Source organism: Enterobacter sp. 241F3 (assembly GCF_034106785.1).
Classification (GTDB): domain Bacteria; phylum Pseudomonadota; class Gammaproteobacteria; order Enterobacterales; family Enterobacteriaceae; genus Enterobacter; species Enterobacter vonholyi.
In genome coordinates this window covers 537347-549249 of record NZ_JAWNDD010000001.1, presented here as the reverse complement: position 1 = coordinate 549249, position 11903 = coordinate 537347, and the positions used below count along the sequence as shown (strand labels likewise).

The window sequence follows — 11903 nt, the reverse complement described above, 5'->3', positions numbered from 1 at the left end:
CATTGCTGAAATTGGTCTAAATGCTTCCCACCCGGTAAATCCGCTGTTTATTTCGGAAAGTTATAACACATTCTTTTTTGTTCATTTAAAAGCGGGTAACGGCTGTTTACTATCATTTGGACATCCATACTGCTAAACCGCCACGGGCGGCACGGATAATGAATAAGAATGATTGTACTGAGCAATATTTCGAAGGTTTTTGACAACGGAAAGGTGGCACTCACAGCCGTTGATAACGTCAATTTGACGATAGCACAGGGACAGATATACGGGATCATTGGTTACAGCGGCGCAGGTAAAAGTACGCTTATCCGCCTGCTCAACGGGCTGGAAAAACCGAGCAGCGGCAGCGTAACCATCAACGGGCAGAACATTTCTGCCGCAAAAGGTGAAGCGCTGCGCCAGGCGCGTCTGAAGATCAGCATGGTGTTTCAGCACTTTAACCTGCTGTGGTCGCGCACGGTCAGCGAGAATATTGCGTTCTCGATGCAAATTGCCGGCGTACCGAAAGCCGAAATTAAGGCCCGCGTGGCCGAGCTTATTGAACTCGTTGGCCTGAAAGGCCGCGAGCATGCCTATCCGTCGCAGCTGAGCGGTGGTCAAAAGCAGCGCGTGGGTATTGCGCGTGCGCTGGCTAATCGCCCGGATGTGCTGCTCTGCGATGAAGCCACCTCCGCGCTTGACCCGCAGACCACCGATCAGATCCTCGATCTGCTGCTGGATATTAACCGCCGCTTTAAGCTGACCATCGTGCTCATCACGCACGAGATGCACGTGGTGCGCAAAATCTGCGACCGCGTGGCGGTAATGGAGAACGGTAAGGTGGTGGAAGAGGGAGACGTGCTGAGCGTCTTTACCCATCCGCAGCAGCCGATTACGCAGCAGTTTGTGCGTCAGGTGAGCCAGTACGCTGAAGAAGAAACGTTCAATACCGAACTGGCAAACGATCTGGAAGGGACGGTCATCAGGCTGACCTTTACCGGGCACAGCACGCATAAGCCGATTGTGGGCGAACTGACGCTGCGCTACGGCCTGCCGTTTAACATCCTGCACGGAAAAATGACCCAAACCGCTCACGGCGTGTTTGGTCAACTCTGGGTGCACGTCGTGGCATCTGATGAACAACTGAACAATATCCTCGCCGACCTGCAGCACAGCGATATTGAAGGCGAGGTGATTAAACATGGCTGAGAATCTCTTTCCGCATCTCAAGTGGGATCAGCTCTGGGCGGCAACGCTGGAGACGTTGTACATGACCGCGCTGTCCGGCGTGGCGACCTTTGTATTAGGCATCGTGCTGGGTCTGGCGCTGTTTTTAACCGCGCGCGGCGGATTGTTCCACAACCGCACGGTGTATAGCGTCATTTCGATCGTGGTGAACGTGTTCCGCTCGATTCCGTTCATCATTTTGATTGTGCTGCTGATCCCGTTCACCAAGACCGTTGTCGGCACCATTCTTGGCGCCAATGCGGCGCTGCCGGCCCTGATTGTGGGGGCTGCACCGTTCTACGCACGCCTGGTGGAGATCGCCCTGCGTGAAGTGGATAAAGGCGTGATTGAAGCGACGCGCTCGATGGGCGCACGACTGAGCACGCTCGTATTTCGGGTTTTACTGCCGGAATCATCACCTGCACTGGTATCGGGTATTACGGTAACGCTGATTGCGCTGGTGAGCTACAGCGCAATGGCGGGGGTGATTGGCGCCGGTGGTTTGGGAAATCTGGCTTATCTGGAAGGATTCCAGCGCAACCATGGTGACGTCACGCTGGTGGCAACGGTGACCATTCTGATCATCGTTTTCATTATCCAGTTCTGCGGCGATGTCATTACTTCACTGTTAGATAAACGCTAATAAATACACACAGGAACCACATCATGAAAAAGACACTGACACTGATCGCCGCAGCAACCCTGAGCGCCCTGAGCTTCGCCTCCTGGGCCGACACCCTGACCGTGGGTGCATCCAACACGCCGCATGCGGAAATTCTGGAGCAGGCAAAGCCGATTCTGGCGAAGCAGGGTATCGACCTGGAGATTAAACCGTTCCAGGACTACATTCTGCCGAATACCGCGCTGGCGGGTCATGACATCGACGCGAACTATTTCCAGCATATTCCTTACCTGAACAGCGTGCTGAAAGATCATGCGGGCGATAAGGACTACGATTTTGTCAGTGCGGGCGCGATCCACATTGAGCCAATCGGCATCTACTCCAAAAAATACAAGTCGCTGAAAGACCTGCCGGAAGGCGGCAAGATCATCATGCGTGACGCGGTTTCTGAAGAGGGCCGTATTCTTTCCATCTTCGAGAAAGAGGGCGTGATCAAGCTGAAGCCGGGCATCGATAAAGTGACCGCGCGCATCAGCGACATCGTCGAGAACCCGAAAAAGCTGAAGTTCACGCCTAACGTTGAAGCGTCTCTGCTGCCGCAGATGTACAACAACAACGAAGGCGATGCGGTGGTGATCAACGCCAACTACGCGATTGACGCCGGTCTGGATCCGGTTCACGACCCGATTGCGGTAGAGAGCGGTGAAAACAACCCGTACGCCAACATCATTACCGTACACCGCGGTGACGAGAAGAAGAAAGATATCGTCGCGCTGGTGAACGTGCTGCACTCGAAAGAGATTCAGGACTGGATCCGCACCAAGTACAAAGGCGCGGTTATTCCTGTAAACAACTAATTTACTGATTTTACTGATGAAGCCCGGCGAGTCTCTCGCCGGGCTTCTTTTTTGTATCCGGCTGGAGAATCATTTAAGCTCAACGTTTAAAAGGCAATGGAGTGATGACGATGGGTAACGTGACCAAAGATGAAGCGCTGTACCAGGAGATGTGCCGGGTGGTCGGAAAGGTGGTGCTCGAGATGCGTGATTTAGGGCAGGAGCCAAAGCATATTGTCATTGCCGGGGTACTGCGTACCGCGCTGGCGAACCAGCGCGTTAAACGCAGTGAATTGACAACCGAAGCAATGGAAACGGTGGTTAAAGCGCTGGCCGGGTAAGGCGCCAGCGCTTCGCAAGCTGCTCGAGCGAGCAGCAGAGCAGGTAGTAAACCACGCCCGTAAAGATAAAAATGGCCGCCGGGTAGATTTGCACCCGGTTGTTGACCTGTCCCGCCACCGTGGTCAGTTCCGGGACGTTCACGATAAACGCCAGCGACGTATCCTTCAGCAGGCTAATAAAAATCCCCACCAGCGACGGCAGAATATTCCTCAGCGCCTGCGGCAGCAGCACGCGCAACAGGGTTTGTTGGGTGCTGAAGCCCTGAGACAGTGCGGCCTCGTACTGCCCGGTCGGCAGTGCGCTCAGCCCGGCCAGCATCGAGTGCATCACGGTGGCCGCCGTAAACCAGGCCAGTGCCAGCGTGACGGTCAGCGCCCCGGGCAGATCGCCCCCGGTGATGAGCGGCAGGAGATACCACATCCAGAAAATCACGAAGATAAGCGGGATACCGCGAATCAGCTCTGCCCATAAAAAGAGGACTTTTCGCACGAGCCCGGTAAAGCGCCAGGCCAGGCACGCGAGCAGTATCCCTCCGGGCAGAGCGATAACCGCAGCGCCTGCTGCCATCATTAACGAAAGCAGTACGCCTCCCGGTTCACCCGTTGCCGCGCGTCCCCACAGCAGATAATCGAGGTTATCGGTGATGACATTAAGTCCGGCAATCATGTTTTTCACTCCCTGCGATGACGACGTTCGGGCGTTTACGTTTCGCCTGTGGCCCAAGGCGTACCAGCACCATCCCCATGACCAGGCCGGTCAGCAGATAGAGCACGGTACCGAGGGTAAACGCCTCCAGCGCGTGCGCGTTATAGCTTTCGATCTGCCTGACCTGATAGGTGAGCTCGGCGAAGCCAATCCCGCTGGCGAGCGAGGAGAGCTTCATCAGATTGAGATACTGGCCCACAACGGGCTGCCAGGCGTTGGCCAGGCCCTGCGGCAGAAGGATGAAGCGAAACAAGCGCCACGCGGAGAATCCCTGGGCGAGCGCCGCCTCCCGCTGCCCGGCGGGCACGGAACGCAATCCTGCTTCCACCTCTTCGATTAAAAACGCCGAGGTAAAAACGCCCAGCCCCCAGGCAGAGCATAAAAATTCGGGCGTAAACCACCAGACGTCGCCGGGCAGAATCGACCAGCTGTGATCGGCGTTGACCGCTTCGCGAAACGCCTGCGGCAGCCCGTTCCAGGCGGCAAAATACCAGAACAGTAGCTGCACCAGCAGCGGGGTATTGCGAAAGAGTGATACCCAGCCGCTGACGATCGCTTTCCCGACGCGTCCCCCGGAAAGGCGCAGGAGCATAAAGAGCAGTGCGAGCAGGCTGGCCAGCACGATCCCCGCCAGCGTCACCCACAGGGTGGTGAGGAATCCGGAGAGTATCCACTGCAGAGGCTGTCCGGTCAGTACCCCCTGCCAGTCGAGCGCGGGCATTACAGATGCTCCTGATGCAGCGGGTTGAGCACCTTTTGCAGGAAGCGCTGCGCGCGCGGATGCGCTGGCTGGCTGAAAAACTGCGCCGGCGGCGCGGTTTCCAGAATTTGCCCGCCGTCGATAAAGACAATCCGGTCGGCAATTTCACGGGCAAACTGCATCTCATGGGTCACCACGATCATCGTGATCCCGCTGTGGGCGAGGGCTTTCATCACGTACAGCACTTCACCAATCATCTCCGGATCCAGCGCGGAGGTGGGTTCATCAAACAGAATGATTTGCGGTGAAGAGGCGAGGGCGCGGGCTATCGCCACGCGCTGCTGCTGCCCGCCGGAAAGCTCTGCCGGGTAATGGTGGGCCTTTTCCAGCATCCCGACTTTCTCCAGCAGGGCCAGCGCACGCTCCTGAGCAGGATGCGGCTTCCAGCCGTGAACGTGCTCCAGTGCCAGGGTGATGTTCTGGCTGGCGGTGAGATGGGCGTAAAGATTGAACTGCTGGAACACAAACCCCACGCGGCTTCGCAGCTGACGCAGCCCGGTACCGGAGAGCTTTCCGGTAGGCTTGTTGTCGACCAGAATCTCCCCGCCGCTCAGGGTTTCAAGCTGGTTGATAAGACGGATCAGGGTGGATTTACCGGAGCCTGAAGGGCCGAGGATGGCAACCACTTCACCGGGCGTGATGGTGAGGTTAATGTCGTTTAAAACCTGATGGTCACCGTAGCGTTTGTCCACATGACGAAACTCGACGCTGGCCTGTTCCAGATGTGAAAAATCCGCGGCACCGGCCGCGGAGTGTGAAAATAAACCTGAGAGCATAATTACCTGGCTTCTATTTTAAAGGCGCGCGGCTGTGGAGCAGGGGTGCCAGGACCAAACCAGACATCATAGATTTTTGCCGCCTGACCGGTCTTCTCGAGATTAACCAGTTCGTCGTTAACGGCCTTCAGCAGCGCCGTTTCACCTTTCTTCACCCCCACGCCAATCTCTTCTTTACTGAGCAGGTCGGGCAGGATTTTGAAATTGGCTTTGTCCGGCGCCTGCGCCAGCAGGCCGGCCAGAATGGTGCTGTCCTGGGTAATGGCCTGGACGTTGCCATTGCGCAGTGCGGTCAACGCCAGCGGGATGTCGTCATAAGAGAGGACGCGGGACTGCGGGAAACGCTGGTGCAGCGCCTGCTCGCCCGTCGTTCCTTTGACTGCGCCAATGCGCGCCCGGCTATAGTCATCAAGCTTGTCCGGTGATTTTGCCGGAACGAGGAACTGCTGGCCGGTAACGAAGTAAGGCGTAGAAAAATCAATGACCTGTGCGCGTTCCGGGGTGATGGTGATATCCGCCACGATCAGGTCGGCTTTGCCGGACTGCAGCAGCGGAATGCGGTTGGCCGGATTGGTGGCAACCAGTTCAAGCTTCACGCCGAGCGATTTTGCCAGCGCTTTGGCAAAGTCCACGTCATAACCCACGATCTCATGCGTTTTTGCATCAATCGAGCCAAACGGCGGGTTGGCGTCAAACGTGGCCACTTTCACCACCCCTGCTGCCTTAATATCCGCCAGCTGATCGGCCTGTGCCTGAGCTGAAAGCAGGCTCCCCGCCGCCAGTAATCCCAGAACCAGTGTCCGTTTGGTAAACCCTTTCATATTTGCTGCCATAGTCATTCGCCATCCCGTTGTTTTTGTTTTACCCCGTTACGCTCCCATAAGGGAAAGCTATCGCCAAATAAGAAATCGTTCTTTGCTATGAGCAAAAAAGCATTAGTGAACAAGGTGTTAATGAAGCGTGAAAAGGACGGGGTGCTATTTGCAGATCCTGCACATAGACAGTGGATTTTGGTATTTCCCCTGCACGGGATTTGGGTGCTTAACTGAGGTCAGACACGGCGAGAGAGGGTAAGACGATGAAAAAGTGGATCAGCACGTTACGGCGGTTTTTTGCGGCCCGGCCAGCGAATGCGGAGAACAGCGCGCAACGTGTTCTTGAGTCGATACTGCCTGTCGCCAGCCTGTATGGCGTAGACGTTGCCAACATTGACCCGGAGTGGTTCCATGATAAAACGTCACGCTGAACTGCGCCGCACGCGCGAAACCTACTGGAACGAGGTGTGCGTGACGTTTAACGAGTGAAATAAAAAAAGCACCGGTTTCCCGGTGCTTTTTTTATTAGATCTTGCAGGCGTCGCCGCAGTCGTCGTCGGCGACAATCGCCTGCGCTTTTTTGTCTGCATCGTCCAGACGTTCCGCATTACGCTCTTCTGCTTCATCCAGACCGTTAAAGACTAAGTTATCGAGATCAATTTCCATGTTGCACCTGCTCTGTTCAGTTTTCGATACTGGCACAGTATAGGGCAAAAAAAGCCAGCAATGTACCTCGCAGCACATAAGGATAATCCCTGCCATACTCAGTGCTTTATCGCTGAGGAGAGCACATGATTACACTCTGTAAAACCTGTGGAACCGCCTACGATACGCAGCCGGACAGATGCCCGATTTGTGAGGATGAACGCCAGTATGTACCCATCACTGGGCAGGCGTGGACCGATCTCGATACCATCACCGCGGCGCACAGCAACAAATGGCAGCAGCTGGAGCCGCGATTATTCGGTATCAAAACGGTTCCTGCGTTTGCGATTAACCAGCGGGCGCTGCTCCTGCAAACGCCCCACGGCAATATCCTCTGGGACTGCATCGCCAACCTCGATCCCGCAACCCAAACCCTCATCGCCGCCCTTGGCGGCATCAGCGCGATTGCGATTTCACATCCGCACTATTACACCACGATGCAGGAGTGGGCTGCGGCGTTTGACGCGCCGGTGTACCTGCACGCCAGCGACAAAGAGTGGGTCATGCGCGACAGCCCTGCCATTGATTTCTGGGAGGGGGATACGCTGGAGATTTTCCCGTCGGTTACCCTGCTGCGTCTGGGTGGGCATTTTGCCGGGGGAACGGTGCTGCACTGGCAGGAGGGGGACGGGGTATTGCTGGTTGGCGATATTCTGCAGGTCACGCCGGGTAAAGACGCCGTCTCGTTTATGTGGAGCTACCCGAATTATCTCCCGCTGCCGGCCCGAACGGTGGCGTCGGTGGTGAGTCATCTCGAAGGCAAAACCTTTGAACGTCTTTACGGCGCGTTCGAAGGGCAGAACATCCTGACCAGTGCGGACGAGATCGTGCAGCGGTCGGGCCAGAAATATATTGCTTGTCTGAAGTAAACCACGATGGGTAAACTTTACGAGTGTGATCTCGATCATGCCTAAACTAAAACAGATAAAAGAGACATTGCTATGCAACATATCATTGAAGGTTTTCTCAGCTTTCAAAAAGAGATTTTCCCGCAACGTAAAGAACTCTTCCGCAGTTTAGCGTCCAGCCAGAATCCCAAAGCGCTGTTCATCTCATGCTCCGACAGCCGTCTGGTCCCGGAACTGGTCACCCAGCAAGAGCCAGGACAACTCTTTGTCATTCGTAATGCTGGCAACATCGTGCCGCCGTTCGGACCGGAGCCTGGCGGCGTGTCCGCAACCATCGAATACGCCGTGGTGGCGCTGGGCGTCACGGATATCGTGATTTGTGGTCACTCCAACTGTGGCGCAATGAAGGCGATTGCCGATAACGCGAACCTGGAGCCGATGCCTGCGGTGTCACACTGGCTGCGCTATTCCGACGCGGCGAAAGCCGTGGTTGAGAAGAAAACCTGGGATAAGCCGATCGATAAGGTCAATGCGATGGTGCAGGAAAACGTCTTTGCGCAGCTGAGCAACATCAAGACCCATCCGTCCGTTGCGGTGGGCCTGCGTAATAACTCCATCCGACTGCACGGCTGGGTGTACGACATTGAAAGCGGCGAAATCCTCGCGCTGGATAAAGCGACGAAAAGTTTCGTTTCGCTGTCGGAAAACCCGGAAGTCTTCTTCGAGTAATTACCGACAGCAGGGCATGGAAGCCCTGTCAGATCTCAATATACGGTAACCTTCTCCGCGATCCCGACGCGGGTTTTTCAGCCGCCTTCGCCATCGCTTCTGCAATCTCAGCACATTCCGCCAGCCCCTGAACGAAGGGACGGTCGTGCATCAGCCACGGTATCGCGCCGAAGGCGATGCGTCCGCGCACGATGTCAGGCGCTTTTAAGGTGTAATCCTCGCCGATATCGGGTATCCGATCTCCCGTTGCTTCCAGCTGTTTTCGCAGCGTCGGGAAGGGCAGATCTTTCGTTTTGAGCGGCTTTTGTCCGCGTGCGTCAATAAATACGTCGAAACGATAGACGGTCTCTTTTGTGGTTATCACCGTTCGATCACTGCCAACGTCGAGCGTGTAGTCGTCACCGAGCGCGGCCACGCTGATGATGCCGGCTTCGCGAAGTGCGAGCAGCCTGCGGATAGACTGCGGAGGAATGGCGGCATAATTGTCGATAAATACCCGAGCCAGCCCCTGACTGAAGCGTTCACCGTCTTGCTCATCGAGATGGGGGACGATCTCCTGAACCACTTCATGCAGCCGAAGCACGGTATAGCGCCAGGCCACGGTACGGCGTTCCCGTTTGTTGCGTTCAACCTCGTTGAGATTCTCTTCCGCCCAGGTAAAGGGGCCGTGGCGTTTACGATCCTCAAACCAGGCCTTACGAATAGTGTCCGCATTCAGCGTATGCAGAGACATTTTCTCGCACCACGCCGGATCGGCAAGCTGAAGCTCTTTGACCATCAGGGCAAAAATGCGGTCAAGCAGGCCATCCGGTCCTTTGGCTATCTCGCTTTCCACCACGAATTCGGTCAAAACCGACAGCGGTTCGTAAGGAATAGGGCAGTAAAAATCGGCTTCCGGCAGAATGCCCGTCCGGGACATCAGCGTAATGTGTAACCCTTCGCTGCCGTTGTCGAGGATGAATTTACCGTCACGAAACTCACCGTGCTGCATCACCACCGCCATAGCCGCGTCGAGACCGCTCAACGAGGTGCCCATAATGCCCACGCGGCAAGGGGGAATGCTGGCATCCATCAGGCCGGACCACGGGCTTGGGAAGAACGAGCGCGTGGCTTCATCCTCGTCTGGCCAGACGTGGCCGGTGGCGATAACCGCCAGGTCGAATTTATCCGGTAGGGCGCGGTCGTTGACCGAAATCGTCACGCCGGTTGTCGAAGGGGTGATGTCGGTGACCTTCGCTGATTCATGGATCTCAACCTGGAACCCCAGCTTTTTCGCCTCTTTTACGATTGAACGAAAGCTGTCGCGAAAATACTCCCCCAGCAGGATCCTCGGCAGGAACTGCCGATCGTGCAGGCTGGCTTTATCAACCTTAAAACGCGACAGATGGGCGTCGCTCTGTTCCTTGAGCCAGTCGAGGTAGGTCATAAAAATGGGCGGGATTTCAATGCTCGCAATGTTCGCCAGCATCAGCCGGGAATTATCGTCGTCGTTATAGGGCATACCCACGCCGGCTTCATCGGCCTGTTCGAAAACGGAAACGGAGAGCGGCGTGCTGTTCTTAAGCAGGTGATAAAAGGTGTAAATCCCTGTGGGGCCGGAGCCGATAATCGCGATCTTCTTCATCAACACGTTTCCTGTGTTTTTTTCCATAGGAAAAGCGTAGCAGGAGAACAATGAAGAAAATAAGGGATTAGGAAAATTCAGGATATCAGAAGAGGAGTTGCACCATTTCAGGACTGAAATGGTGCGTCCGAGTGGACTCGAACCACCGACCCCCACCATGTCAAGGTGGTGCTCTAACCAACTGAGCTACGGACGCAGAATGGTGCGTTCAATTGGACTCGAACCAACGACCCCCACCATGTCAAGGTGGTGCTCTAACCAACTGAGCTATGAACGCAACGTGTTGTCGGTGACAACGGGGACGAATATTAGCGGCACAGCATCGAGGTGGCAAGAGGGAAAATGCAATTTTCTCTCTGATTTCACGCGATTGCTGTATTACCGCGCAAAGTGAAGAGAAAGTAGCCGCCAGGCGGCGGCTACTGCGTCGTTAACGTGCAGCGCGTTGCAAAATGACCGTTGATGGCTGGCGCTGCAGGAAGCGCATGCGCATCATCATCATAATCGCCGCCGAGGTCAGGCCGATGATAAAGCCCATCCAGAACCCTGCCGGCCCCATGCGCTCAACCACCAGGTCGGTCAGGGCCAGAATATAGCCACACGGCAGACCCAGCACCCAGTAGGCGATGAAAGTGATAAAGAAGATGGAACGCGTGTCTTTATAGCCGCGCAGCACGCCGCTGCCAATCACCTGAATGGAGTCAGAAATCTGGTAAATCGCGGCCAGCAGCATCAGGTGCGATGCCAGCGTGACGACTTCCGGATTGTCGTTATAGAGCAGGGCGATCTGCTCGCGTAATGCAACGGTAAAGAGCGCAGTACAGATCGCCATGCAGACGCCGACGCCCAGTCCGGTTCGGGCGGCCGTTTGCGCATCGAGCGTTGAGCCCTGGCCCAGGCGGAAGCCTACGCGAATCGTCACCGCCGCCGCCAGCGACATCGGCAGGACGAACATCAGGGAGCTAAAGTTCAGCGCGATCTGGTGCCCGGCGACGTTCACAATGCCCAGCGGGGAGACCAGCAGGGCGACCACGGCAAACAGGGTCACCTCAAAGAACAGCGCGAGGGCGATCGGCAGCCCTAACTGCACCAGACGCGTCATGATGTTCCAGTCCGGCATGCTGAATCTGTGCTCGTTACGAATATCGCGCATGGAGCGGGCGCGCTTCACGAAGGTAAGCATCGAGAAGAACATTACCCAGTAAACGGCGGCCGTCGCCACGCCGCAGCCGACGCCGCCCAGCTCCGGCATCCCGAAATGACCGTAAATAAAGATATAGTTAACGGGAATGTTGACCAGCAGCCCGATAAAGCCCATCACCATGCCGGGCTTGGTTTTCGCCAGGCCTTCACACTGGTTACGCGCCACCTGGAAGAAGAGGTAGCCAGGCGCACCCCAGAGCAGCGCGCGCAAATAACCCACGGCTTTGTCCGCCAGTGCCGGGTCAATATTATGCATAGCGCGAATGATATGGCCCGCGTTCCAGAGCACGACCATAATCAGCACCGAGACAAATCCTGCCAGCCAGAAGCCCTGGCGGACCTGATGGGCAATGCGCTCGCGGCGCCCCGAACCATTGAGCTGAGCGATAACAGGCGTGAGCGCGAGCAGCAGACCGTGGCCGAACAGGATGGCCGGAAGCCAGATTGACGTACCGATAGCTACGGCCGCCATGTCGGTGGCGCTGTAGCCACCCGCCATTACCGTATCCACAAATCCCATTGCGGTCTGGGCCACCTGCGCGACGATCACTGGTATAGCCAGTGCCAATAGCTGGCGCGCTTCATTCATGTACTTCTGCACGTGAACACCTTTATTTTGTAGTTATATGAGAGACTAAAAAAGCCGCCGAAACTGGCAGCAAGAAGAAAATGCAGGGGGGTGCCAGCTATTGTAGCGGGCTTTAGCTATTTATCTAGTGAAAAAATCGC

At 56.0% G+C, this 11903-nt stretch carries 14 protein-coding genes and 2 tRNA genes; 7 read left to right on the top strand and 9 right to left on the bottom strand.

Annotated elements, in window-relative coordinates; all coding sequences use genetic code 11:
* Positions 1–168: 168 nt before the first annotated feature.
* The 4 genes from UR504_RS02530 to fumD all read left to right on the top strand — a co-directional run bounded on the left by UR504_RS02530 (position 169) and on the right by fumD (position 3008).
* Complete coding sequence (locus UR504_RS02530; protein WP_045910313.1) at positions 169–1191, top strand: methionine ABC transporter ATP-binding protein; 1023 nt, start codon at positions 169–171, stop codon at positions 1189–1191.
* On the top strand, positions 1184–1852 hold the full coding sequence (locus UR504_RS02525) for a methionine ABC transporter permease (protein WP_008500617.1): 669 nt from the start codon (positions 1184–1186) through the stop codon (positions 1850–1852). Before UR504_RS02530 ends, UR504_RS02525 begins: the two co-directional genes overlap by 8 nt.
* A gap of 23 nt (positions 1853–1875) precedes the next feature.
* Complete coding sequence (locus tag UR504_RS02520) at positions 1876–2688, top strand: MetQ/NlpA family ABC transporter substrate-binding protein (protein ID WP_008500616.1); 813 nt, start codon at positions 1876–1878, stop codon at positions 2686–2688.
* 110 nt (positions 2689–2798) lie between these two features.
* A complete protein-coding gene (gene fumD, locus UR504_RS02515) occupies positions 2799–3008 on the top strand; it encodes a fumarate hydratase FumD (protein WP_008500615.1) in 210 nt (69 codons plus the stop codon).
* Here fumD and UR504_RS02510 read toward each other — a convergent pair.
* Genes UR504_RS02510 through UR504_RS02495 form a run of 4 tightly spaced genes read right to left on the bottom strand, consistent with a single transcriptional unit; the run spans position 2989 to position 6083 of the window.
* Positions 2989–3675, bottom strand: coding sequence for an amino acid ABC transporter permease (locus UR504_RS02510; RefSeq protein ID WP_302234789.1), 687 nt, complete (start codon positions 3673–3675; stop codon positions 2989–2991). The two genes, fumD and UR504_RS02510, sit on opposite strands and share 20 nt — an antisense overlap.
* On the bottom strand, positions 3659–4435 hold the full coding sequence (locus UR504_RS02505; RefSeq protein WP_127730517.1) for an amino acid ABC transporter permease: 777 nt from the start codon (positions 4433–4435) through the stop codon (positions 3659–3661). The genes UR504_RS02510 and UR504_RS02505 overlap by 17 nt, the downstream gene beginning before the upstream one ends.
* Positions 4435–5250, bottom strand: a complete 816-nt coding sequence (locus UR504_RS02500) for an amino acid ABC transporter ATP-binding protein (RefSeq protein ID WP_127730519.1) — start codon at positions 5248–5250, stop codon at positions 4435–4437. Before UR504_RS02500 ends, UR504_RS02505 begins: the two co-directional genes overlap by 1 nt.
* Positions 5251–5252: 2 nt before the next feature.
* On the bottom strand, positions 5253–6083 hold the full coding sequence (locus tag UR504_RS02495) for an ABC transporter substrate-binding protein (RefSeq protein WP_181899764.1): 831 nt from the start codon (positions 6081–6083) through the stop codon (positions 5253–5255).
* A gap of 245 nt (positions 6084–6328) precedes the next feature.
* Here UR504_RS02495 and UR504_RS02490 point away from each other — a divergent pair, with 245 nt between their 5' ends.
* Positions 6329–6496 (top strand): hypothetical protein, encoded by a 168-nt coding sequence (locus tag UR504_RS02490; RefSeq protein WP_038419198.1) that lies wholly within the window; start codon positions 6329–6331, stop codon positions 6494–6496.
* A gap of 94 nt (positions 6497–6590) precedes the next feature.
* Here the strand turns inward: UR504_RS02490 and UR504_RS02485 are convergent, their stop codons facing one another.
* A complete protein-coding gene (locus UR504_RS02485; RefSeq protein WP_003857665.1) occupies positions 6591–6731 on the bottom strand; it encodes a hypothetical protein in 141 nt (46 codons plus the stop codon).
* Between the two features lie 125 nt (positions 6732–6856).
* Here UR504_RS02485 and UR504_RS02480 point away from each other — a divergent pair, with 125 nt between their 5' ends.
* Positions 6857–7639: an MBL fold metallo-hydrolase gene (locus UR504_RS02480; RefSeq protein WP_274242874.1), complete on the top strand. Its 783-nt coding sequence runs from the start codon at positions 6857–6859 to the stop codon at positions 7637–7639.
* Positions 7640–7711: 72 nt separating this feature from the next.
* A complete protein-coding gene (locus UR504_RS02475; RefSeq protein ID WP_109844381.1) occupies positions 7712–8347 on the top strand; it encodes a carbonic anhydrase in 636 nt (211 codons plus the stop codon).
* Between the two features lie 28 nt (positions 8348–8375).
* On the opposite strand, the gene UR504_RS02470 is transcribed toward UR504_RS02475, so the two are convergent.
* The 4 genes from UR504_RS02470 to mdtK form a co-directional block, all read right to left on the bottom strand.
* A complete protein-coding gene (locus UR504_RS02470; protein ID WP_302234791.1) occupies positions 8376–9971 on the bottom strand; it encodes an FAD-NAD(P)-binding protein in 1596 nt (531 codons plus the stop codon).
* Between the two features lie 119 nt (positions 9972–10090).
* Positions 10091–10167: transfer RNA gene (locus UR504_RS02465), tRNA-Val, on the bottom strand.
* A gap of 4 nt (positions 10168–10171) precedes the next feature.
* Positions 10172–10248 (bottom strand) — tRNA-Val (locus tag UR504_RS02460).
* Between the two features lie 153 nt (positions 10249–10401).
* A complete protein-coding gene (mdtK, locus tag UR504_RS02455) occupies positions 10402–11775 on the bottom strand; it encodes an MdtK family multidrug efflux MATE transporter (protein WP_133294238.1) in 1374 nt (457 codons plus the stop codon).
* Positions 11776–11903 lie beyond the last annotated feature (128 nt).